Here is a 22,474-nt window from a genome sequence, read left to right as displayed (position 1 = left end):
ATAAATAGATTCTTTGCCCCGTGAAGCCTGAACTGGATCGGGTCAAAACTTATATTCGTTCAAAATAATAAACAAAATCAGAATTAAAGGGTATATTGAAAGGGGGAGTTAAATGATAGAGATTATAGAGGGTTTGCCGGATAATGTAGTAGCAGTTAGAGTAAGTGGAGAGGTAACCGGGGACGATTACAGCAAGGTGCTAATTCCTGCTATTGAAGATAAGATACAAAAGTATGGAAAGATCCGAATGCTTTACCAGATGGATAAAGAACTCGAGTGGTTCACCATCAGTGCCATGTTGGAGGATGCTAAGGTTGGCATAAGGAACCTTACAGCGTTTGAAAAAATCGCAGTTGTTTCTGATGTGGACTGGATGAACAGTGCAGTTGGGCTCTTTAAGTTTATCATTCCCTTTCCGGTGAGAACATATAAAAACGAAAAACTCTCTGAAGCAAAAGCCTGGATCAGTGAATGAGTTTCTAGTATCCGTCCTCTCACTCGTTCTTATTTGCTGCAGGTATAAGCGTCTTGTATGACTGAACTTTTATATGACTGAGCTTATAGGTCGAGCTTATATAACTGGTACTATTCCACTTTTTCAATTTAATCTGTGAACTTTTGCTTTATCTCTCCAAAATCTCCTTTATATTCGCTAAGTTACTTTTTATGCTTGTCAGGTCCTCTTTTATATCTGTTAAATTCTCTTTTATATCAGTAAAGTTCTCGTCTAGAGCCGTTAAATTCTCTTTTTCACGTGTTACGTTTTCTCTCATACCTTCAAGTGCAGTTGTCAAATTTTCTTTTTTACTTATCAGGTCTTCTTTTGAATCTGTTAAGTTCTCTTCTATGCCTGTTAAATTTCTTTTTTCACTTTCTAAGGCCTCTTTTATTTCTTGAACCTGATTTGTCAGGTTGTCTTTTTTCTCAGTTAAGTTTCCTTTTATGACCTCTAAGTTTCCAGTTTCGTTTCCAGGCATATTTAGAGAACTGCCGGAAGATAATAGTATTAGTGAAATAAGTACCAGTGTAATGAACAGAAAGCTAAAGAGTTTTATTTTTCCGATTGTCTCACCTTCCGTTTAATGATGTTGGGTATGAGAATCTGCCTCAGAGAATTATATATTCCGTGTTCATATAATTTTCTTTAATCTGCTGCGATTTCTTTGTAATACTTCCCGCAGCTTCTATCGAATATCTTTTACAGTTGTAGATTCCTCTTTGAGCGCCAGGATAGCTTGGAAAATAAAAAAATGAGTGTTATATCTCAAAAACTTTCTCCAAATCAAAACCTCAATTTTTTTATTTGGGCGGGAAAGATTTTAAACTTAGAAATTAAGGAAAACTAAAACTTATATTCATAATTCTATAATTCTAACAGCATTACAGGTAAATCTAAAATCTTCATCGAATAATTCGGAAGTTTTCCGGAGGGGGTAATTATGGTAAGTACTAGCTTTACGCGGGATATTCAGTTTCCGCCTTTGCCGCTTGAAGAATGGGAAGATACGAAGAATACGCTGCATCTGTTTTTGCAGATCGTGGGGAAGGTCAAGCTTGGGTTGTTTCCGAAGATGAACCACTGGTGGCATGTCCCGTTTTATGTTTCTGTACGCGGGCTCACGACAGGGCCGATTCCTTACGAGGACATGATTTTCGAAATTCAATTTAATTTCCGGGACGAAGAGCACATTTTAAGGATTGAGACCAGTGAAGGCGACTCAAGGGTAGTGCCATTAAAGGGACTGTCGGTTGCCGGATTTTATGACAGGGTTTTTTCAAGCCTGGGAGATCTTGGGATCGTGGCGGGCATCAGACCAATGCCGTATGATATACCTGAAGTGAGTACCGAGCCTTTTCTGTCCGATTTCCAGCATGCATCCTATGACGAAGAATATGTGAACCGGTTCTGGAGAATCCTTGTGCAGGTCTCTTCTGTTTTTCAGATTTTCAGAGGCTGGTTTACAGGAAAATGTTCGCCTGTGCACTTTTTCTGGCACCATGCCGACCTTGCCCTTACTCTGTATTCAGGCAGGTCTGTACCTATGAGGGAAGGGGCAAACCCTGTCGAGCGTGAGATTTTCTCAAATGAGATGATAAGCTTCGGTTTCTGGGCAGGAGATAAGAACATAAGGGAGCCGGCTTTTTATGCATACATGTACCCGCAGCCAGCCGGGTTTATGAATGAGCCGTTAAGCCCGAAAGAAGCTTTCTGGAGCCATCAGTCAGGGCTTGCACTTCTAAGGTATGAAGATGCCCGAAACGCAGCAGACTCCCCGGAAAAAGTGATTCTAGACTTTCTTGAGAGCGTGTATCAGGCGGGAGCAAAAAGAGCAAACTGGGACATTGAAACTTTCAGGCTTCCTTCATCCGAAAAACAACTCAAGGAGCAGGCTCAAAAACAGCGTAAAGGGCATGCGGATATACTGGAAAAGCTGGAAAGGCCTGAGGCCTAAATCAAAGGCTCTTAATTCAAAACCACAGGGATCTTAAAGAAGAGTTTCGGGCTTCACTCCCTGTATTCCCCTTTCTGTCTTTTTATTTTTCTTTTGCTCTTCGGTATCGAGCTCAAACAGAATTTATCTTTTATTAGTATGCTTCGTTGTAGCCTTTCAACCTGGAAATTATTCCTGGTCGGAATAAATATATAAAAGCTATTTTTGCAAATAAATCTATATATGGGAATTTTAAAGAATATTTATGCATTTAAAAATCTAATAGACTAATAAACTCAAATTAAAGTTTTAGAAACACTTATTATATTAATTAAACTGTTTTTGAGCCATTTTAGCAGGCAGGTAAATATAAGTATACTTATATTTAATCCAGCCAATAATAAAACTACCAGTTGACGGGCAGCCTGCAAACAGTTAATAATTTCCGTAAATGCAAAAGGCGAAGCAGAAATTGCAGGTACCTTAGACTCTCAACCTGGTGAATTTAAAAATTGAATTTTTTACTATAAGCAAGAGTCACCAATTTAGAACAGATGCTATTCACGCTTGCATAAATTCGATTTTCGATCGGTTAAATAAATCAGGAGTATAATGTATGGTAAATAAAGAATCTGGTAGAATAAAAAAGGTTCTTGCTGTTTTGCTGGTAGTTTGTTTTGTATTGTCAGTAACAGCAGCATCAGCAAGTGCAGTTGATAGCAGCAAGAATGGTTACAATGATGGCTACAGGAAAGGTTACAAAGGCGGCAAAACACAGGGCCAGAAAGACTGCAGTAAATACGGTATCAAAGAAGTTCTCTCGAAGATTCCTTCCCCTTCCAATGATAACAGATGGACCAAATTCTACAGAGATAACTATAACAGAGGCTTCCAGAAAGGATACCTCGATGGTTACAACGAAAATAGATATCTGTGCTTAAAGTAAAATGTTAAAGTAAAATGTTAAAGTAAAATGTTAAAGTAAAATGTTAAAGTAAAATGTTAAAGTAAAATGTACTTAGATATAAAGAGCTGAAGCAAGAGTTAAAAAACTCTCAAAGCCCGAGCAGGATAATATTATTATGTGGTGGTTGCTAGACGTGCCGGCATTAAGAATTCATGTGAGAATTACTGTTTTGTAGCCCTGTTTAACGATTTCGCTTAATGATTCACATGGTAGGCTTGTTTAATAATCTTATCTATAGATTTTTAGCTCGACTATAATATAAAATATTCTTTCAGGTTTATTCACTGTGTCCATATAAAAGGATTGGATGTGGTACTGAGTTATAAATCGTCCTATTGTCTGTTAACTTTATTAAAAGAGAAGAATTCCGTATACAGGCTATATTATAGCATTATATAATAATTAAAATATTTTCATGAGATTATAATGCTAATAATAATTTAAAACCTATTTATATGCTTGATAGACTGTTTTCGTTGCTTAATTTATATAGAAATAAATAAGAGACGAAATATTTATTTATAATTTATACTTACTTATCAGTAACCGTAGTAGTCTATAAACGTAAAGAAAGTTCGCAGTGAGCTTGCTTCAAAATTACATATTTGATCTTACCAGAAGCAATTTCGGGATGTGCTCACTATATCAGATATATATCGGGTCATGGGGGCGGGTTACCGATAAGATCCTAAAACGAGCGGATTTCCTGTATCTGCAAAACTACAGAGATTTATGCTTACAATTTTGGCAGCTGGTTCCCATGGTCTCAACTTACAATACTGGATTTACTGGTTGAGATGAAACTGAGGTCATACATTATTCTTTGCACTTCTGCTTTACTCGCTTTGGGGGTATCTGCTTTACCTGTTTCAGGGGTACCCTTCCTAGCAGATAGCAACGTCACTGCAACCATTCACGGAGCAACGTATGCATGGGATACCCTTGAGCCCCTGAACGATACTGTTATTAATATAAATTCCAATCCTCCTCAATCCATAGTAGCAAAAAATGGCACATATTCCTTTGAACTGGGGTCTGGGGACTATATTATTACAGCCAGGTATTACCGGAACGGGACTGTGATCTACTCAAAACAAGCAACTTTAAAAATTGAAGATGAAGGCAACTATGTCTTTGATCTCCTGCTTTATCCAGTGTCCGAAAATCCGGTAACAGGAACAGTTGAAGATAAAAGTGGTTATGACAATGATGTGAGCCCCATCGAAGAAGCCAAGACGGACTCTTCTACTGATTCTTTTACTTTAAGTTACCTGCCAGTAACCCTTATGTTTCTTTTTCTGCTCGGCGGGGGCTATAAACTTTCTAGAAAGCTAAATGAGATTAAAGGACGCAGGTCTCAGGCAGGAAAATCCAGTACAAAAGGATTTCTGGCAAAAATTTTTGATAAAAGTCCTGGTTTTGGGGTAAAGCTGGAGTCCGGAAGTACAGGAGAGGTAGCTTCCATAAAAGGGTCTGTAATAGAGCCGGTAGGCGACTCAAGGGTAGTGCCATTAATAGAAACTGCAGGTAACTCCGAAATTGAGACTGCTGCTTTGAGAAAACTTCCTCTCTCAGAAGATCAGCTTGAGATCCTGGATGTAATTCGTAGTCGCAGAGGCAAGATTTCCCAGAAAGACCTTCGTCGCAGGCTGGAGTACTCCGAAGTAAAAGTCAGCCTCCTGCTTTCAGAACTGGAAAAGAGAGGACTGATTAAGAAGCTCAAGCATGGTCGTGAGAATATTGTGGTTTTGACGGATGAGGGACGCAGATAGGGCACACGGTAAAAAGAGTCGGTAAAGCTCGCACAGAAAGGAATGGTAAAGCTTGCACGGTAAAGAACGACAAATTCATATGACTTACAGAGGATTTCTCTTACTGACAATGATGGAACGAAAAAAAAGCTGGAGAGGAGGTCACTATCCCCTCAATGGTGGTTTCATGAACCTCCCCACTCTTTGAGCAGTATGGTTCTTACTGCTCTGGATCTTATTGGTTCTTAATCCAAGTTTATTGGTTCTTAATCCAAATTACTGTTTCATTAATCCAAAGGGGTATTCAAAGAATACTCATCGGTTTACTTTTCATCCTTTAGTTTTCAGCCATTTCTCACTCTGCTTCAGTAATACTTGTGATATTGGCTGAAGAACTTGTTGTAACCGAAGAGCCATTTGATGTACATCTGGTACCATTTCATGTAAAGTGTGTTCCATCTCTTGAAATCTTTGCCGTGCTTCTTAAAGTTCCATTTCTTCCTGTCATTGTCCCATTTCTTTTTCTCTCTGTCCCACTTCTTTTTCTCGTTGTCCCACTTCTTTTTCTCGTTGTTCCACTTCTTTCTGTTGTCGAACCTCTTCTTGTTGTCGAACTTCTTATCTTTGTCAAACTTCTTGTCTTTGTCAAAGGGTGCTGCACCAACTGATGCAACGGTCACTGACAGTACAAAACAGACTGCCATGAGAATTCCAATTACTTTTCTCATTTTCACGTTTATCCACTCCGAAATCCAATTCTTTTAAACTCTTTAAAGTTTATTTAAACTTTTCAAAGTTTATTTATACCCACTTTAGTATCTGACCCAATTTGATGATAAACACCGACAGATCTTACAGATTTGTTTCATATCTGCTTCTGAGGCTATCGGTTTTGTACTTCGTTTTAAATTGTTTTTCTGGAATTGTTTTTCTGGCTATCTGCCGGTTATTGGAGTTAAATCCAGTTGTCCTGCCGCCTGATTGCGGCTTGACAATGCTAAAATTAGTTAGATTAAATATAAATATACTTATACCCAAAAACAGCTTACAGAGGATTATTTAATAAAATAATAGTTTAAAATTATTATATAGGATAAATAAGCCTTTTTAAAGTTTATATGCTAATTATATCGGTTTATAATGAGTTTTAGGCTAATAAACGGCTTTAAACTTTAGCTTTTGAAGGTAGATCGTTGAAATTCAGGAATAAAATCTCTTCACATTTTATGGAATATCAAAATATGTTTGTTTTCCAAACTGGATAAGTATTACACCATTTCTTAGCTCATTATTGCATATTCTGAGCATCCTCTTTATTCAGAGCATTCTCTTAGCCCTGTAAATGCCCCTATCAATTATTGATTAAAAGTTTTTCTTATCTGAAATGCAAGCAATTCTAAATCGGAAAAAGTTTAAAGGCAATATTCCAGGAATAAATTTTTTTAAACTTTTTATTGTCAGAATAACCTTAAAAATGTTGCAGATCTCCTAAATGTCCTTTTAGAATTCTAAAATTTGGAAACTATGCAATATATCTACCTACTGATAGATTCCAAACACAAGCATTAAACCCGCCTTAGCTGTTGAAAGCATGAGTTCCGGACGGATCTCTCGGTTGCCTGCACATTGTGTCGCCGCTCTCTGTCATTGACTCACAGAGTGTGCGGCAAATAGCATTATGTCCACTTGCCCTGTCCGGGCTCCGTATAATGTGCTATCCTGACCGGATTTGAAAATTTAGGGCAGAAGATTAAAATATCTTTCAGGGACAAATTTTTCGAACATAATGTGGATTGTTTTTATTGGGATTTTAAGTTTAGAGGTGTGGAACGTGTGCAAGGGTGTGGAAGGCTTTTAGTATGAAACTATATGCCGAAAAATGAAAGGTATTATCAGCATATGCAATAGCAAACGATATTGCTGGAGAAAAAGGATACAAAAAATATAGCATTAATTGGGATTGGGCATCCGGTCATTGGGGAGTTGGGGGGGTATGGGGGGGTTATTAAAAAGAGTTAAAAGGTCTCTTATGACCTTCCCAGATGCCCAATATCGTAGAGTACTTCATTATATATAAACTTAAAGATTTAATCGCAAACTGGCGAAGTATAGTCAATCCATCTAATAGATAAACGGGTATACACGACCTTATGCTGGAATGGTGACATTTAAACAAAAGTTTCAAACTTATGGCAGCTAAATTATGACTGCTTTTATAAAATGATCTTAAATTTACGATCTTGCATACGATGTATTATTTCAGGGCTGACGCCCGTATATGGCCTCTTACTTAAGAAGATCGTTACTTAAGGGGATTAATGACAGAGGACAAAGTTAAAACTCGGGAGATAGATTACCTTTCGTTCAAAATTCTTACAATCAATGGCTTTAAGGATGAAACGTATTCCACTGCTATGTTCCAGATAGCCTCAAGATCAAGACCAAAATCGCCGTAGACCATTTTGTCGCGCAGCCCGGATATTTCTCTCCACGGAACCTCAGGATGTTTCAGTTTCAAGGAATCCGGCAAATCTTTCATAGCCTCTCCAATAATTTCGAGAGCCAGAATCACAGCGTATATGGTTTTATCATCTGCAGAAAAATCCTCAAATTCAAATCCCTCAATGAAACTCTCGATTTTTTCAATTGAATCAAGAATGTCAATCAAAGAATCTTCCCGGTCTCTTTCTTCGGCTCGCATAAAGCCACTACCTCGTTCAGAGCTCTCGTCTCAATAACAAAATATGTTTCGTATATACTTGTTACTTTCTCCTGCTTTTCCTGTACAAGAGAGCCGGGATACAATGCGCTTCCCTGGAAATGATCACCCTGCAACTTTGAGTAAAATCGTCGATGAGGTCGGGAAAGTAATAACAGTATGGGAAAATAGCAGCTTAGAAAAAAACAGAAACACAGGTGAAATTGAGAAAAATAATGAGAATAATTGAAGTCGGGAATTTTACCTTGCGCACAACTGCTGCTGTTTTGCATCGTCCAGAACAAGTCCAGGAACCAGGAAGAAGAAAGCCATTATAAACTGGTATAACTGCTCGCTAATAAGGCCGTAGATAAATAAAATGAGACCCGAAGTCATAAGCAGTACGCTCAGAAGGAAGATCGATGATTCTTCATCCTTCGAACTAAAAAGGTGATAAAAGATTTCACCGGAAAGGTGTCTCCTTGCGCCGCTCGTGTAATTGCCTGAATCAATGCAATTCCCCGAAACAATATCTCCAGAATTTATACTATTTGAAGAAACTGATCCACTTTCCATTAAAAATACCCCTCATACAATGCTGTATTTAAATTTAGCTACTTTTTCGTTGTAATTAATATTACGGTCTTCCTTAATTTAAGCTTACTGTAGGGATGCATTCTCATACTGCTCTCATACTGCTCCAATTTGACTGGATACCTGGGATTTCATAAATGAGAAAGTTTTAATTCTGTCAGGAAGTAATCTAATTCTACTACGTATTCTAAATACAGCTAAATAAACACCTTCTGAATTTGGCTTTATACGCACGGATTTTTCAATTGCAGACATATGGGGTCTGGACAATATTCTATCCTTATTAAAATCATCTGATAGGAGGAATTAGAGGGGGAATTGGAGTTATTGTCCTCCTGCCCGCTGCTCTTTATTATTAGAGGAAGAAGCGGATATTGAAGGGAATAAACATAGGATTCGGTAAATAGAGCTAAAAATTCAGCAAAACCAGGCGTACATTTAATGGAAACTTTGTATCCATTAAATGTAAAGATATCAAGATAATAGAAAAAAATAAAAAGTGGTGTGTATCAAGAATAAGAATCTGTAAAAGGGCGAGGTCAGAGTATTTATAAAACTCCTAATTTGTTTTGAGACGCGTCTTCTCTGAAATTCATACTAACCATCACCTTTTGAGTATATAATAGGAAGGTATCTTAAAGTATACCATACTTTCATATAGCTATAAACTACTTAATATAACACTGCGAGTTGTAAAACAAAATATTTTATTTATCAACGCAAAAATTTTCTCGAATGTAATGTAACAGGACTTAAGAGTCAATACCAGTTTTACCGACTTCAAAGCACGTATTTCCAGCCGTCTTTTTTCAGGTTGTTCCTGTGTTCCTGATAATCAGGCATCAGTTCCCTGACCAGCTTCCAGAACCGCTCAGAATGATTTTTCTCTTTTACGTGGCAGAGTTCATGTACTACCACATACTCAAGCTGATCGGGCGGAGCCATGATAAGCTGGAAATTTATCCTCAGGACATTGTCTGCGGAACAACTTCCCCAGCGCCGTTTCTGATGCTTCACCTTAAAAACCGGAGTAACTACCCCGAGTTTTTTCGAATAAATCCTCAGAAGCTTCTCAATTTCCTCTCTGGCACGTTCACTATAAAAACTCCAGATCGTTTCTTTCACCAGGAACGAGATTTGATCTTCAGAAGTATTCCCCGGAATCTCAACCCTAAGCTCAGAATCCTTAAGAATAGCCAGGGGTTTTTTAATACTATCCGTGAATACGATTTTTAGAGGGTATTCCTTGCCGAGATAAAGATAGCTTTCACCTTCGGAATACTGCTTACTCTGATCAGGCAGCCTGTTTGCCTCGAAAAATTCAAGTTTTTTAACAATCCACTGCGCTTTTCTTTCGACCATTCCCCTGATAATATCCGCACTCAAACCCTGAGGCGCCCGGAATTCAATTCCCAGGTCGGGACGGACTAAAATAGCTGCTCTCTTTCTCTTTTTACTATAAACAATCTCATAACTTATAGTCCGGCCACAGGCATTGATTCTGTCGTTTTTTCTCATATTGATTTCCTCGATTAAATCCTGACTCTTGCAGATCTTACATCAGGCTCCGTTTTAACTTTTCTCTTTTTTCTCAACAAACCGTTGCGCCGCTTGACCACGCCGTCACGCCGGTTTTTGATCAAACTTTTTTCTAAAAAGTTTGCGCTCAAGCCTTCTTTCAAAAGGCTTGCAGTCAAGCAGTTTTTTGAAAAGGCTTGTGGGAAGTTTGCGGAGTTTGGGAGTGAGACCTCACGCATAAGCGGTATACATATTGTATGCCCGTGTATAATGTTCGAGAACAAGCAAGGTAAGGATGTTCGTGGCTTTATCGAAAGTATAGACAAGCACAAAGGGACCGATATGAATTCTCCATTTTCCCTGAAATTCGGCTTCAAGAGGGATGCCCATCTCCGGTCTGTAAGCCAGAAGGCTGAGGCGGTGTTTTACGTAATCGTAACTTTGCCTGTCAAGTCGATACAGGTTTTTAAGGTTTCTGCGGACCGAGGGGTGAAGGGCTACTCTGTATGTCATTCCTCTACCTTTTCGAAAAGTTCATTAAACTCAAAAGCAGGCAGGTTATGGAGTAAGCTATCCTTTTCCGCTTTCCGGATTTTAGAAGCGAAGGACGGCTGAAATGCAGTTTCTGGCGGATACTTGATTTCATTGAATTTTTTCTCGAGATCTTTTAGCTGGCTGAAAATTTCCTCAAGCATCATACTCATCAACTTATCGGTTTGTAAAGGCTATTCTAGAAATCATATCTCAAACTTCAAATGTCAAATCTTTATGTGCCATAGTAATTTATGTTAAAGGGGAGATTTTAATATTATGTTTTTATATAAATATGAAATTATATTGTATATTATATTTTAGTTTTACGTTTATTCTAAATCTAGAACTAATTGAAGGTCGTTTAATGCCATTTATTGATTATTGCTTGCAGGCATCAAGTCTTAAACTTAATTAAATGCCAAATCTTCTTTGAGATAAAAATTCAACTCTAATTTACAAATTTTATTATTGGTACATAATCTTTCATAAGAAAAGAGCATTGTACTGGCACATTGAGGTCGTAAAAAGAAAAAGATAAAAATCAAAAAATATAAGCTATGGCTTTGAATTATATGAAAAAGATTGAAGTATGAAACTTTTTAAAGCGTTATATTACATACTTCCATCATACTTGGTTTTCAACCAAAAAAAACCAAAGTTGCTAAGCTTAGACCAGATCCGGCTGTAGTTACCGAATAAATTTTTATCGACATTTAGAAACTGTTTACTATTCCTTATTATATCACAGTGCTTGTAAAGATATTCCATATGATTTGCTTTCCATTCTTGACTTTGTAAACTTTTGTTAAATACTTAACTTTTTAACATTTTGTACATAATTGCTCCATTTTCTAGGAATCGACTCTGTACAGTTATGATATTCGGGTAAACGGCAATCGATACAAAAGCTTTCTCCACACCGGCTACAAGTATATGAAGTTCTAAAGTCAGTTTGACATCCACAATTCTCGCACATTCTTTTTCTCACCCATCTTCTCTAATAATTGACCTTAGTTTCTATAAATGATAAAACTACAACTTTAAGTTATATAGTTTTTTCGTCAATGAGACTAAACACGAAATAAATTTTAATTTTATATATATAAATTGACAAAAATTTTATTTTAATCTCAATTTTCTATTTTTACCATTGAGTTTGATATAAAATAGACTTTTTATTTCTAAGTCGAACAAATATGATTTAATAAATATATTAATATTTAAATAGCAGTATCTTTCTAATAGTCGCTCAAATATGAAACTCGAATAAAAAGTAAGCTCATAAACTATCTGGACAAACTTGCACATACTCTTTTCTTGCTCTTACCAGTCATCTACCAACTATTATATATTTTTAAATAAAATATATCTCCGCAATTTAATCTCATGCGCCCCAAATTACAAAGAATCCCAATTCTAAAAAATGAACAGGAGGCATTTAAATGCAATACAGCATGGGCATTGACGCAGGAGGCACCTACACAGATTCGATCATTATTCGGGATTCCGATGGCAAAGTGATGGATTCGAGCAAGGCGCCTACCACCTATCCAGACCTGCTTGCAGGAATAAGGAACTCCATAGATGGGCTGGATGAAAGATATCTAAAAGATGTAAAAATGGTTTCAGTCTCAACCACGCTTGCAACGAACACAATCCTTGAGAAAAATGGCTATCCTGTAGGCTTGATTCTTGTAGGAGACTACGAAGTTCCGGAAAAAATGAATATCGAGTTCCATACTATTGTAAAAGGAGGTCACGACCACCACGGAGCCGAACTTACTTCTCTTGACCTGGAAGCTGTGGAAGCCTTTGTCCGTAAGGTTAAGGACAAAGTCTCGGCTTTTGCAGTCTCTTCATACTTCAGTGTTCGAAACCCTGCCCATGAACTGGCAGTCAAAGCCCTCATTAAGGAGCTTACCGGAATGCCTGTGGTCTGCGGGCACGAACTCTCTCTTGACCTTGGAGCCTATGAGAGAGGGATTACAGCCTACCTGAATGCTCAGCTTATTCCTGTTGCAAATCAGTTCATCCGTTCAATCAGGGAAGAAATTTCCAGGCGGGGAATGGATTCGAGGCTGCTCATGCTCAAATGCGATGGTTCGGTCGTGGGCATTAACGAAGCTCTGGAAAAACCAATCGAGTCCATCTTTTCGGGTCCTGCAGCAAGCCTTGTAGGAGCCTCTCACCTTTCAGGGCTTGGCACCTGTGCGGTTATTGATGTAGGCGGGACAAGTACGGATGTTTCCATGCTCGAAAACGGGCTTCCTGAACTCTGTGCCGACGGGGCTGTAGTCGGAGGCTGGCAGACAAAGGTTAAAGCTATCAGGATGGAAACTTCGGCAATGGGAGGAGACAGCCATATCTGGGTCCGAAATATGAAAATAAACATCGGTCCAAGACGAGTTATTCCACTCTGCGTTGCAGCTGTCAAATATCCGGGTTTTCTCGAAACCCTGAAAAAAGGAAGAATCCCTGGAACTATGCGCCTTGAGGAAAATGTGCAGCCCACCAAGTTTTTTGTAAGGACAGGGGTCGAACCTTCCGACCTTGGAAAGCTTGAAAAGGAACTCTTTGACAGGATAGGGGATTTCCCGGCATCTCTTAACGATATCTTCTGGGAGACCCAGAAAACGCTTTCACCGGGCCTGCTTGATTCGCTCTTAAGGAAGCGACTTATCCAGGCAATAGGTTTTACCCCAACTGACGCACTTCACGTACTCGGGGAGTACACAGCCTGGGATAGAGAAGCCTCAAAGGTGGGAGCAAAACTTCTGGAACGCTATACTCAGACCGACCATATCGATCTCTGCAAACAGATAAAAAAAGATGTTGCGCGGAACATGGCTCTAAACCTAGTATCTTTTATTCTCAAGGATGTGCCTCCGAAGGAAATCGAGAAAATCCTCCTTTCCGACAAATTTACGCAGTTCAAGATGAAAATTCCTGTAGTGCTCATTGGAGGCCCAGTAGTCGCATACATAAAAGAATTGAAGCAGATTCTTGATGCTGAGATTATAGTCCCTGAACATGCCAAGGTAGGAAATGCAGTCGGAGCTGTTGTGGGCAAGGGTATAAAAAGGCTTGAAATCTTGATCAAAAGCATATATTCAAAAGACAAGAAGAGAATGGTTCTTTTATTCTCCCCACTGGGAAGGGAGACCTTCGGAAGTTATCCCGAGGCTCTGGAATATGCTGACACTCTTGGAAGAAGACTTGTCATGGAATATATGACCGAATCAGGTCTCGATAAAGGGCAGGTTCAGATAGAAGTCAGCAAAAAAGATATCTCTTTGAGTGAAACCGGAGCAATACCTGTAGAGACAAAGCTTGTTTTTGTAGGTGTCGGGATGCCAAATGTCTGATTTCCGGAAATTTTCCGGAACACTTCTATTACCTTAAACAGTGCAACAATATGATTGTTACATCCAGCTTTTATTCTTGAACACAGACTACACTTGAAAACACAGGATATCCCGTAGGACTGATCCTTATAGGAAATTATGAAATCCCTTCAGATTCGGGAATTGAAAACTTCATCATGGTACAGGGAGGGCATGACAGTAATGGGGAGGAAGTGATACCTCTTGACCTGCTGGCAGCAGAAAAATTCGTGCTTGGAATAAAAGACAGAGTCTCAGCTTTTGCAGTTTCTTCTTATTTCAGCGTATGAAATCCTGAGCGTGAACTGCGCGTAAAAACCCTGATCCAGGAACTTACAGGGCTGCCTGTTGTCTGTGGGCATGAGCTAGCCCAATCTCTTGGAGCTTACGAAAGAGGAGTAACTGCCTACCTGAATGCTCAACTCCTGCCTGTAGCAGAGGGTTTCTTAAAGACGGTAGTAAGTGAGATCGAAAGCAGAGGGCTCAACCCGAGAATAGCCATGCTCCGCTGTGACGGCTCGGTGGTAAGTATGCATGAAGCTCTGAAAAAGCCCATAGAATCGGTTTTCTCGGGCCCGGCAGCAAGTCTTCTTGGAGCTTCCTATCTGTCAGGGCAGGAGACCTGCACTGTAATTGACGTCGGCGGGACAAGTACCGATGTATCACTGATACAGAAAGGGCTTCCTCACCTTAGCGAAACCGGAGAGGTTGTCGGCGGTTGGCAGACAAAAGTCCGGGCGTTTCGCATGGAGACTTCGGCTACGGGCGGGGACAGCCACATCTGGGTGCAGGGCGGCAATATAAATATAGGCCCAGACGGGTTATTCCTCTCTGCAGGGCAGCAGTTATGTATCCCGATTTCCTGAGCACTCTGAAAAAACGCTGGATTCCGGACAGACTCAAACTGGATGAACATATCCAGGCAGCAAAATTCTTTGTCCGAACAGAGCAGAGGCCTGTTAATTTAAGCCGGGAGGAAGGAGAACTTCTCGCTCTTATAGGAAAGGAACCGCTTTCCCTCAAAGATATTTATTGGGACCGAAACATCCTTCCTTCAAAGAGAGTAATGGGTTCTCTCATCCAGAAGCGCCTTGTTCAGGTAATCGGTTTTACACCCACGGATGCCCTGCATGTACTTGGAGAGTATACAGAATATAATATTGAAGCCTCTGAAATTGGAGCTACATTACTTGCAAACTTCATAGGGATCGACAGGCACGAGTTTTGTTTGAAAGTGAAGCAGCTCTTTGCCAGGAACATGGCAGGAGACCTAATTGCTTTTCTGATGAAAGGCGTGGATAGGACTGAGATTAGGAAAATGCTTGAAGGTAATTTCTTCTGTCGTTTTAAAGTGGATATTCCTGTTGTCCTTCTGGGGGGCCCGTCTAGAGCTTATGTGAACGAACTGAGAAAGCTAATAGATGCCGAAATTCTTGTTCCTGAGCATTCAGATGTTGGAAATGCGGTCGGAGCTCTTGCAGGAAAAAGGACAAAACGTGTCGAGATAACCGTGCGCACGCTTTACAGTGAGTCTAAGTACGACCTTAAGACAAAAGGTATTTTTGTGTATACCCCTGCAGGAAGGAGGCATTTCGTGATGAGGAATGAAGCCATGGATTTCGCTGAAGAATTTGGAAAAAAGCTGATTTTTGATTACATGGCTGAGTCTGGATTTTTACCTGACCAGGTTACAGTTAGTGTAGAAAAGAGAGATATAAAAATCCATGCAAGTGAAATTCCAGTGGAAACGAAATTTATTTTTGAAGGAATTGCGAATTACAATGTCTACGAAAAAGCTCTATCTGGACAGGATAAATCCGATAAGGGCTTCAGAGAACTAACTGAATCAAATTTCCCTCTGGACTGCACCTCTAATTTGAAGTGTTAGGTCTTTAAAAGCTGAAGTCAATAGGATAAAGTTCATAACTCTGGTGTACGTTTGAGTGATGAAAGATAGAACTATCAACTCAATAGTTCAGTTTACTACTTTAGAAAAACTTAAACTGTCTATGTGTATTGGTTGCTTATACAATGGAACCCGCATAGCAGGCACATAAAATCCCTTTAAGGAGTTAACATGATCCCAAGAAAAGCATTTATGACAAAGGGTACTGGGGTACACAAAGACAGACTAGCATCCTTTGAACTTGCGCTGAGGGATGCAAGAATCGAGAAATACAACCTTGTAACTGTTTCAAGCATTCTACCTCCCAACTGCAAAATAGTACCCAGAGAAGAAGGACTCTTAGAGTTGAAAACTGGTACCATTGTCCATTGTGTACTTGCAAGGAACGATACTAACGAGCCTCATCGTCTAATGGCTGCAGCTATAGGAACTGCGGTACCTGTAAACGAAGAAAACTACGGGTACATCTCCGAACACCACTCCTTTGGAGAAGAAGAAATTATTGCAGGAGAATATGCTGAAGACCTGGCAGCAACTATGCTTGCAACCACCCTTGGTATAGAATTTAATGCAGAAATGGCCTGGCACGAGAGAGAGCAGGTCTACAAAGCAAGCGGGCACATTTTCGATACGTCCCACATCTGCCAGACCGCAAACGGCGATAAGGACGGAAAATGGACTACTGTTGTAGCTGCACTGGTCTTTATTACAGAGTAAAAATCAGTTAAAGAAAATAAATTAAGGGTTATTTTTTAATTGGGCTAAGGGGAAGAGATTCCAGCTTCCTCCATCTAATAAAAGATCCGAGGCTGGAAGAGATCGCCCCAATCCCGAAAAATTTTTAATTTTTTTCCATCATCCTGACGATTTCATCTATCACCTGTGTGCATGAAAGGCTAAACTGTTTCATCCGGAACATGGTAAACAATGAAAGATAACAAGAATAAGATAACCTAAGAAATGCAGGATTTCCTGAAATCTTTGAAAACATCTTTCATTCTGCAAAATAGATCATTTTATTGGGCAGAACTGTCAGTTCGCTATCCTCGATTCCTGAAAGGATAAGTTTTTCAATTCTTTCCGAGGTATTTTTGCGGGTAGTTTTTATCCCGAGAACCCTTGAGGTCTGGACAATAAGATCTTCAAGTGGGGTTGAATACTGGCTGTTCAGGACAAAATGAATAGCTTCTTTTATTTCCTCGTCGCAGATCCATTCGATTTTTGCAGGTGCGTCTCCAGCACGTCTGCGCAGGAGACAGGCAGGTTCCGAAACCGGCCAGTAAAACTCGCCTTTTACTCGAATTTTCCCGGAATTTTCGGCAGTATCCGCAGCATCATATATCCGCTGCTTTATCTTCCCGAGCATGCGGGGAATTCCTGTATGCGACTTTATCCGCTGCGGTAGGAGTTCTGCATGAATAGGACCCTCACATGCTACAATCCTTATAATTGCTTCCTCAAGCTGCCTATCGGAAACCTCAGAAAGATTGCTGGATTGCGGAAGTCCTGAGGAAAGGCAGGCCCGGTAAAGGGGTACCATCGCTTCTAGTGAATTGTCTTTCCCAGATTGTTTTTCAGGCTCGTTTTTATTTTTGTCAGGGTAACTCCCGTCTTCATCTGAAAAACTGCCGTTTTCCGGATAGTCATCTTCTAATTCAGGCTCGGATTCAAAATAACCTCCCGAACCGTAGATATAAGCAAACTCATTAAGTCGCCTGCGCTTCTTTTTTTTCTCGGGAACTGAACTGAAATCAATCTCAGGATAAGCCTGGAAGAAACTTACTTTCTCAGGCTCAGGCTCGGGTATGAGTTCAGTTCCGTCTTCGTCCGAGCGAGGATCTGCATTAAATCTAAGAAGTTTTGATTTTCCTGACCTTCTCACAGGCTTCTTGCGTGAGTTTGCGTCGGCAACCTTAGCCAGTGACTCTGCCCTTGAAGTCATCTCTGGCAGAAAGTCCTTACCTGAAGGGGCAGTAAGCCCTTCTTCCAGTTTGAAATATGCGCCTGAATAAGGCTCTTCAACTTCGGTTCCAAAGGAAGTCTCGGGAAGAAGTTCGGCTTCGAAAGATTCTGAAAGGGAGCTTCGGTCAAAAAACCCAGTTTCAAGTTCCTCACTGCCTGTATTTTCATTACTTTCTGCAGGCAAAGCCGAAACAGAGAATAAAACCGGATTTTCAGGGGAATCCGAAAACTTTCCTGCAGGAGTGTGATTTAAGGGTTCAGCCCAGGAAGATGGCTCGTTTATAGCAGGAGTTTCGGGTATGGTTTCGGATTTTGCCTGTTGCTTTGCCTGTTCTACAGCTCCTCCTACAGCTTCAAGCAGCTTTTCCCTGCTTTCTTTCGGATGCAGGTACCAGTCCGTTGACCAGACTCTGTAGATCTTCCAGCCAAGCCCTTCAAGTACCTGCTGGCGCAGACGATCGCGATCCCGTGCAACATGCAGGGAATAATAATCTGCTCCGTCACACTCTATCCCAAGCACATAGTGTCCTGATTGAACAGGGTCAGGGACTGCAAGGTCGAGCCTGTAACCTGCGCAGCCGATCTGCCTGTGGACTTCGAAGCCATTTTCTGCCAGGAAAGCAAAAACTGCTTCTTCGAAAGGCAAATCGAGGGTCTCCCTACTGCATGCAGATGAGAGAAGCCTGCCGCTCTCTGCAAACTCAAGGAAGACTTTTAGGGCTCGGAGCCCGAAAGACGAATTTTCTTCCAGATTCAAATCCCTTGATGTAAAGTTTGAGAAAACAACGCATTTCTCCCTGGCGCGTGTAATAAGAACATTGAGGCGTCTTTCCCCTCCTTCACGGTTAAGGGGACCGAAATTAAGAGAAAGCTTTCGGTTGCCATCAAAGCCGAAACCCACACTCAGAAATATAACATCCCTTTCATCGCCCTGTATAGTTTCGAGATTCTTAACGAAGAAATGCTCTCCTTTCTCATTTACTGAATTCAGGTCAAATCCCGGATTTACTTTTAGCAAGGCCTCGATTTCTTCCTGGATGGCTTCCTGCTGTTTCACATTAAAAGTCCCTACACCGAGGCTTTTGTCGGGATACCTGCAGAAGTGTTCGAGAACTGCCCTTGCAACGGCTCTTGCTTCTAACCGATTAACTCCGCTTTTACCCCTGTCATAAACCGCATCCGGAAGGTGCACGAACTTCAGCCCGAGCTTTTCGTCTTTTTGCATTGGCGAAGGGTAAACATAGAGCTGGTTATCGTAGAATTCCTGATTTGAAATCGCGATTAGGGATTCATGCCTGCTCCTGTAGTGCCAGCGCAGGGTCTTTACCGGGAAGCTGCGTTTGCAGACATTCAGGATGCTTTCCATATCCCCGGCTGCAGTATAGTCATCTGGCTCACTCTCAGGAGCGAGCACAGTATCGAAAAACTCTGTTGGAGGAAGCTGCTTTGAGTCTCCCATTACCACGACCTGCTTTCCGCGCAGGAGAGCTCCAACTGCATCTTCGGGTCTGACCTGACTTGCTTCGTCAAAGATGATCACATCAAAACGGGTGCTTCTGGGGTCAAGATACTGTGCAATGGAAAGCGGGCTCATCAGGAAACAGGGCTTGATCTTCTGAATAATGCCACCTGCTTTCTTCATAAGGGTACGGATAGGCATATGCCCTCTTTTCCGGTTGAACTCATTGAGTAAAATGCCTGCTTCCGAAGCCCTTGAAGCGCCTGAATTCAATTTTGGGGCTTCTTCATAAGCCAAACATATTACCCTTCTTTGGTTTTCCAGAAGCACTTTTTTGTCAAGTTCCCTGAACTTTCCAAGTTTACTTTCGTGCAGTTCACGGATGAAAGTAGAGAGCGCAGGCCTCTCCCTGAAGGCTCGGTTCAGGAGGATCTCGGCGTAGTTGCCTTCAAAAGCAGGAATCGCATCAGAGACATCAAGTTTTCCGGACTCAAGATCCTCTATCATAGGTGCTGCTTTTGTTTCCAGACAGGTATGTCGGTATCCGAGATACTGGCTCCAGAGTATCAGGGAAGAAGTTTCGTTTTTCCATTTCATTATACGGGATTTTAACAGGCTCAGTTTTACAGTTTCCAGGCCATGCCCAAACATTTTGCTGAAATCCGCGCCTATTCGAATTCCAACCTTATTAAGTGACTCCAGAAACTCTTGCTTTGCGGCAAGCACCCGGTTGGCTGCCGATTCAAGAGCTGTATTGTCAATTCCGGCTGCTATAAGCTTGAAACTTCTGTCCGTCAGAATACCTTCTTTCTGGTATTTCCGGAAGGGAATTACCCACTGGCTGTACTCCTCAAGAAGAGCAGGATCGCTTTCTAAACCTTTCCAGTAATCTGCGAAATACTTTTTACCTTTTGCATTCGAATTTTCAAGCTCCAGCCTGCAGGCCTCATACTCAGAAAGCGAAGCAAGATCAAGAAGGATTTTGCTGTCCCGCAAAGGTGCTCCTGAACGATAGCAGGCTGAAATCTCTTTCCTGAGCTTCCTGTATTTTGGGTTTAAAAGCTTGAAGAGATTGCTGGAAAGCTCCTCGAATTTAGAGGTATCAAGGTCAAAAATTGCAGGGTTAAAGGTTTTCTCTGCAAAAGTCTTGAGCTCTATGTACTGCCTGAGGCTCGAAAGCAGAGCGTCAGCCCCGGCTCTTGAGGTTTCGGATTCCCACTCCGGATTCTGAAGCATTCTTTCAGGCAGGGGCTTTGTTTTCCCTAGAAGCTTTGCGGCTTCGATTGCAGTTTCAATTCCTTCTAGAGTTCTAGGTTTTGAGGTTGCAGAGAGGTCATTAAATGTTTTTATGGCTGTTTCCAGGGCTTCAAAAGCTGTAGCACATTCGCCTATAAGGACTTCGATTTCCCCGAGATCTGAAGGCAGTACAAGCCCTGGTTCGCAGCCATACCAGGGATTTTTCCGAACTGGACCGAGAAAAGGAAGTACCTGACCCAGTTTCTCCAGAACAGTTTCTGCATCGGTCCAGGCTTCAGGCTTCCAGGTTTCGGGCTCTTGAAATTTATAAGCAGGCATTTTCAGGTTTTTTGATTCGAAGTAAGCCTTTGTTTTCTCCCTTATGCCATAAAGGGTATAGAGGCTGGGATAGAGATTTCCAGCAGGCTCTCCAAGGGACAGGGCATACTGGTTGAGCTCATGTTTTAGCTTTTCGAGCTCATTGAGATCCCTGTCAGGGCGTATTGGGGAAGGGGTTGTACGATTCAGGGTTTTTTCCAGTTCTTCAAGCACGGCTTTTTTCCGGGTCTGGTTACTGTGAATCTCAAGACAGAGTTCTCCCAGGCCAGCCGAGTCCAGCCTGCTCTTTACCACCTGAAGGGCAGCCATTTTTTCACTCACGAAAAGTACGCTTTTTCCCTGTGCTATAAGTTCTGCAATGGCATTAGCAATTGTCTGGGACTTGCCGGTTCCGGGCGGTCCCTCAACGACAAGATTCTTTCCGGCTTTTATGTCTTCAATAACCGCGATCTGGGAAGAATCGGCATCCATTATCTGGTAAGTGTCTTTTGCTGGGGGTCTCAGGTCAACTTCATCTTCAAGGAAGCCGGAGTCCTCACACTCGGGATCCTCAGGATTAAAAACTTTCTGGATCAGGGGATGGTCAGCAGGAGTCATGTCCTCAGGCCAGGTTGCAGGGTCGAGGTCCTTATACATTACAAATTTTCTAAAGTTAAAAAGGTCAAGGCAGACCTCAGGCAAGGTTTTCCAGTCCTCTTTTTCGCGGATTTCCCGGGATACAGCCCTGAAGTATTCTTCAATGCCTGCAGCTTCCTCAGGCATCTCGAATTCGGGAAGAAAGATTCCGAATTCCTTCATTTTTGCCTGGAGAGTAATTGAAGTAAAGATTTCGTCTCCTGTCCACTGGATGCTGAAAACACGGCCTTTTCCTATGCGTTTGAGTTCGACAGGAACCAGGAGAAGGGGAGCTTTAGGATTTTTTACGGCTATCTTGCTGTCGTTCCACTGCAGAAAACCCAGAGCAAGGTAGAGCACAGGATATCCCTGTTCTTCAAAAATAGAATTTGCTTGATTAAAAACATAAAAAAGCTTCTTATCAAGGGTTTCGTTGTCATCTGGAGTTTCCAGGAAGGATTCAGAACGGGAACTCCGGATATTGTCTTCTTTCTGGGATCTGTCTTCTTCGGAAACAAGGATTTTTCCTATTGTTCTTAAAAGTCTGCTTTCTTTTTCCGAAGCCTCATCTTCTTCCTCAGTTTTGGTTTTTCTTCCTTTCTTGGACCTGGTTTTTGCTCTGAACCTCAATGACTTTTCATGAAGGACAAAAAGTTCGTAAATCTCCTTTGGTTTTCTACCTGAGATTGAGATTGTCCTTCTCTGGGAAGGGCGGTAATTGAGAAGATTATTTCGAAGGGACAGATCAAGCAAATTCTGCCTCAGTGCTTCCAATTCCTTAACTACGTCTACCATAAGAATACCAGGTTCTTTTCAAATAATCAATGAAATATATACGATTAATAAGATGCAGAACATTTATTAATAAATTTTACTCTGTTCCGTTGGCCATAAAGCTTGGAATGGAGGAGAAATATAACCCGGCTCGATGAGAACTCCTTTAAAAGTAACATATTTAAGAATAATACATTTAAGAATAATTTTTTTTCTTATATCTGAAAACATTTCCCTACTATTAGAGTTTTTCTTTATGTTACGATTACTCCTCCTAGAGCTTTGAACGCAGCTATTGCGCCGAAA

The 22,474-nt window shown here is 40.9% G+C and carries 19 protein-coding genes; 9 read left to right on the top strand and 10 right to left on the bottom strand.

Features of this window, described 5'->3' with window-relative positions:
- Window positions 1-112 precede the first annotated feature (112 nt).
- On the top strand, window positions 113-475 hold the full coding sequence (locus AOB57_RS01100) for a SpoIIAA family protein (RefSeq protein WP_054298841.1): 363 nt from the start codon (window positions 113-115) through the stop codon (window positions 473-475).
- A gap of 148 nt (window positions 476-623) precedes the next feature.
- Here AOB57_RS01100 and AOB57_RS01095 read toward each other — a convergent pair whose 3' ends face one another.
- Window positions 624-977: a hypothetical protein gene (locus tag AOB57_RS01095; RefSeq protein WP_054298840.1), complete on the bottom strand. Its 354-nt coding sequence runs from the start codon at window positions 975-977 to the stop codon at window positions 624-626.
- Window positions 978-1,439: 462 nt separating this feature from the next.
- On the opposite strand from AOB57_RS01095, the gene AOB57_RS01090 reads away from it, so the two are divergent.
- The 3 genes from AOB57_RS01090 (at window position 1,440) to AOB57_RS01080 (ending at window position 5,171) form a co-directional block, all read left to right on the top strand.
- The gene (locus AOB57_RS01090; RefSeq protein ID WP_054298839.1) at window positions 1,440-2,453 is read left to right on the top strand and encodes a DUF5996 family protein; all 1,014 of its coding nucleotides are present in this window, start codon (window positions 1,440-1,442) and stop codon (window positions 2,451-2,453) included.
- A 595-nt stretch (window positions 2,454-3,048) separates the two neighbouring features.
- Window positions 3,049-3,378 (top strand): hypothetical protein, encoded by a 330-nt coding sequence (locus tag AOB57_RS01085; RefSeq protein ID WP_054298838.1) that lies wholly within the window; start codon window positions 3,049-3,051, stop codon window positions 3,376-3,378.
- 866 nt (window positions 3,379-4,244) lie between these two features.
- Entirely contained in the window at window positions 4,245-5,171 is a 927-nt protein-coding gene (locus AOB57_RS01080) for a helix-turn-helix transcriptional regulator (protein WP_226999573.1), read from the top strand.
- Between the two features lie 344 nt (window positions 5,172-5,515).
- Here the strand turns inward: AOB57_RS01080 and AOB57_RS01075 are convergent, their stop codons facing one another.
- The 8 genes from AOB57_RS01075 to AOB57_RS14990 all read right to left on the bottom strand — a co-directional run bounded on the left by AOB57_RS01075 (window position 5,516) and on the right by AOB57_RS14990 (window position 11,470).
- Window positions 5,516-5,884 carry a hypothetical protein gene (locus tag AOB57_RS01075; protein WP_054298836.1) on the bottom strand — a complete coding sequence of 123 codons (369 nt, stop codon included), beginning with the start codon at window positions 5,882-5,884 and terminating at the stop codon, window positions 5,516-5,518.
- 1,619 nt (window positions 5,885-7,503) lie between these two features.
- A complete protein-coding gene (locus AOB57_RS01070) occupies window positions 7,504-7,851 on the bottom strand; it encodes a HepT-like ribonuclease domain-containing protein (protein WP_054298835.1) in 348 nt (115 codons plus the stop codon).
- A gap of 258 nt (window positions 7,852-8,109) precedes the next feature.
- Window positions 8,110-8,424 carry a hypothetical protein gene (locus AOB57_RS01065; RefSeq protein ID WP_054298834.1) on the bottom strand — a complete coding sequence of 105 codons (315 nt, stop codon included), beginning with the start codon at window positions 8,422-8,424 and terminating at the stop codon, window positions 8,110-8,112.
- A gap of 798 nt (window positions 8,425-9,222) precedes the next feature.
- Window positions 9,223-9,960 carry a M48 family metallopeptidase gene (locus tag AOB57_RS01060; protein ID WP_054298833.1) on the bottom strand — a complete coding sequence of 246 codons (738 nt, stop codon included), beginning with the start codon at window positions 9,958-9,960 and terminating at the stop codon, window positions 9,223-9,225.
- Between the two features lie 14 nt (window positions 9,961-9,974).
- Window positions 9,975-10,199 (bottom strand): hypothetical protein, encoded by a 225-nt coding sequence (locus AOB57_RS01055; RefSeq protein ID WP_054298832.1) that lies wholly within the window; start codon window positions 10,197-10,199, stop codon window positions 9,975-9,977.
- On the bottom strand, window positions 10,192-10,473 hold the full coding sequence (locus AOB57_RS01050; protein WP_054298831.1) for a type II toxin-antitoxin system RelE family toxin: 282 nt from the start codon (window positions 10,471-10,473) through the stop codon (window positions 10,192-10,194). The genes AOB57_RS01055 and AOB57_RS01050 overlap by 8 nt, the downstream gene beginning before the upstream one ends.
- The gene (locus AOB57_RS01045; RefSeq protein WP_226999724.1) at window positions 10,470-10,664 is read right to left on the bottom strand and encodes a hypothetical protein; all 195 of its coding nucleotides are present in this window, start codon (window positions 10,662-10,664) and stop codon (window positions 10,470-10,472) included. Before AOB57_RS01045 ends, AOB57_RS01050 begins: the two co-directional genes overlap by 4 nt.
- A 635-nt stretch (window positions 10,665-11,299) precedes the next feature.
- Window positions 11,300-11,470: an AN1-type zinc finger domain-containing protein gene (locus AOB57_RS14990; protein WP_082384220.1), complete on the bottom strand. Its 171-nt coding sequence runs from the start codon at window positions 11,468-11,470 to the stop codon at window positions 11,300-11,302.
- A 466-nt stretch (window positions 11,471-11,936) separates the two neighbouring features.
- Here AOB57_RS14990 and AOB57_RS01035 point away from each other — a divergent pair, with 466 nt between their 5' ends.
- From AOB57_RS01035 to AOB57_RS01025, 5 genes are all read left to right on the top strand, one after another.
- Entirely contained in the window at window positions 11,937-13,859 is a 1,923-nt protein-coding gene (locus AOB57_RS01035) for a hydantoinase/oxoprolinase family protein (RefSeq protein ID WP_054298830.1), read from the top strand.
- 176 nt (window positions 13,860-14,035) lie between these two features.
- On the top strand, window positions 14,036-14,167 hold the full coding sequence (locus AOB57_RS14755; protein ID WP_264371706.1) for a hypothetical protein: 132 nt from the start codon (window positions 14,036-14,038) through the stop codon (window positions 14,165-14,167).
- 15 nt (window positions 14,168-14,182) lie between these two features.
- Window positions 14,183-14,743 (top strand): hydantoinase/oxoprolinase family protein, encoded by a 561-nt coding sequence (locus AOB57_RS14370; RefSeq protein ID WP_319592654.1) that lies wholly within the window; start codon window positions 14,183-14,185, stop codon window positions 14,741-14,743.
- Window positions 14,725-15,765 carry a hydantoinase/oxoprolinase family protein gene (locus tag AOB57_RS14365; RefSeq protein WP_226999572.1) on the top strand — a complete coding sequence of 347 codons (1,041 nt, stop codon included), beginning with the start codon at window positions 14,725-14,727 and terminating at the stop codon, window positions 15,763-15,765. The genes AOB57_RS14370 and AOB57_RS14365 overlap by 19 nt, the downstream gene beginning before the upstream one ends.
- A 189-nt stretch (window positions 15,766-15,954) precedes the next feature.
- Complete coding sequence (locus AOB57_RS01025) at window positions 15,955-16,500, top strand: pyruvoyl-dependent arginine decarboxylase (protein ID WP_054298829.1); 546 nt, start codon at window positions 15,955-15,957, stop codon at window positions 16,498-16,500.
- A gap of 277 nt (window positions 16,501-16,777) precedes the next feature.
- Here the strand turns inward: AOB57_RS01025 and AOB57_RS01020 are convergent, their stop codons facing one another.
- The gene (locus AOB57_RS01020; protein WP_054298828.1) at window positions 16,778-22,189 is read right to left on the bottom strand and encodes a DUF3320 domain-containing protein; all 5,412 of its coding nucleotides are present in this window, start codon (window positions 22,187-22,189) and stop codon (window positions 16,778-16,780) included.
- Window positions 22,190-22,474: the final 285 nt, after the last annotated feature.

Origin of the sequence: Methanosarcina flavescens, assembly GCF_001304615.2 — an archaeon.
Lineage (GTDB): Archaea > Halobacteriota > Methanosarcinia > Methanosarcinales > Methanosarcinaceae > Methanosarcina > Methanosarcina flavescens.
The sequence above is the reverse complement of the archived record's forward strand: the minus strand, read 5'-3'. Positions and strand labels throughout refer to the sequence as shown.

Bases quoted from the DNA above. Each gene is read 5' to 3' on its own strand.
- AOB57_RS01070 (WP_054298835.1), bottom strand. From the start codon at position 7,851: ATGCGAGCCGAAGAAAGAGACCGGGAAGATTCTTTGATTGACATTCTT.
- AOB57_RS14365 (WP_226999572.1), top strand. From the start codon at position 14,725: ATGTATCCCGATTTCCTGAGCACTCTGAAAAAACGCTGGATTCCGGAC.
- AOB57_RS01045 (WP_226999724.1), bottom strand. From the start codon at position 10,664: ATGAGTATGATGCTTGAGGAAATTTTCAGCCAGCTAAAAGATCTCGAG.
- AOB57_RS01035 (WP_054298830.1), top strand. From the start codon at position 11,937: ATGCAATACAGCATGGGCATTGACGCAGGAGGCACCTACACAGATTCG.
- AOB57_RS01050 (WP_054298831.1), bottom strand. From the start codon at position 10,473: ATGACATACAGAGTAGCCCTTCACCCCTCGGTCCGCAGAAACCTTAAA.
- AOB57_RS01055 (WP_054298832.1), bottom strand. From the start codon at position 10,199: ATGCGTGAGGTCTCACTCCCAAACTCCGCAAACTTCCCACAAGCCTTT.
- AOB57_RS14990 (WP_082384220.1), bottom strand. From the start codon at position 11,470: ATGTGCGAGAATTGTGGATGTCAAACTGACTTTAGAACTTCATATACT.
- AOB57_RS01095 (WP_054298840.1), bottom strand. From the start codon at position 977: ATGCCTGGAAACGAAACTGGAAACTTAGAGGTCATAAAAGGAAACTTA.
- AOB57_RS01090 (WP_054298839.1), top strand. From the start codon at position 1,440: ATGGTAAGTACTAGCTTTACGCGGGATATTCAGTTTCCGCCTTTGCCG.
- AOB57_RS01065 (WP_054298834.1), bottom strand. From the start codon at position 8,424: ATGGAAAGTGGATCAGTTTCTTCAAATAGTATAAATTCTGGAGATATT.
- AOB57_RS01020 (WP_054298828.1), bottom strand. From the start codon at position 22,189: ATGGTAGACGTAGTTAAGGAATTGGAAGCACTGAGGCAGAATTTGCTT.
- AOB57_RS14755 (WP_264371706.1), top strand. From the start codon at position 14,036: ATGGTACAGGGAGGGCATGACAGTAATGGGGAGGAAGTGATACCTCTT.
- AOB57_RS01025 (WP_054298829.1), top strand. From the start codon at position 15,955: ATGATCCCAAGAAAAGCATTTATGACAAAGGGTACTGGGGTACACAAA.
- AOB57_RS01060 (WP_054298833.1), bottom strand. From the start codon at position 9,960: ATGAGAAAAAACGACAGAATCAATGCCTGTGGCCGGACTATAAGTTAT.
- AOB57_RS01085 (WP_054298838.1), top strand. From the start codon at position 3,049: ATGGTAAATAAAGAATCTGGTAGAATAAAAAAGGTTCTTGCTGTTTTG.
- AOB57_RS01100 (WP_054298841.1), top strand. From the start codon at position 113: ATGATAGAGATTATAGAGGGTTTGCCGGATAATGTAGTAGCAGTTAGA.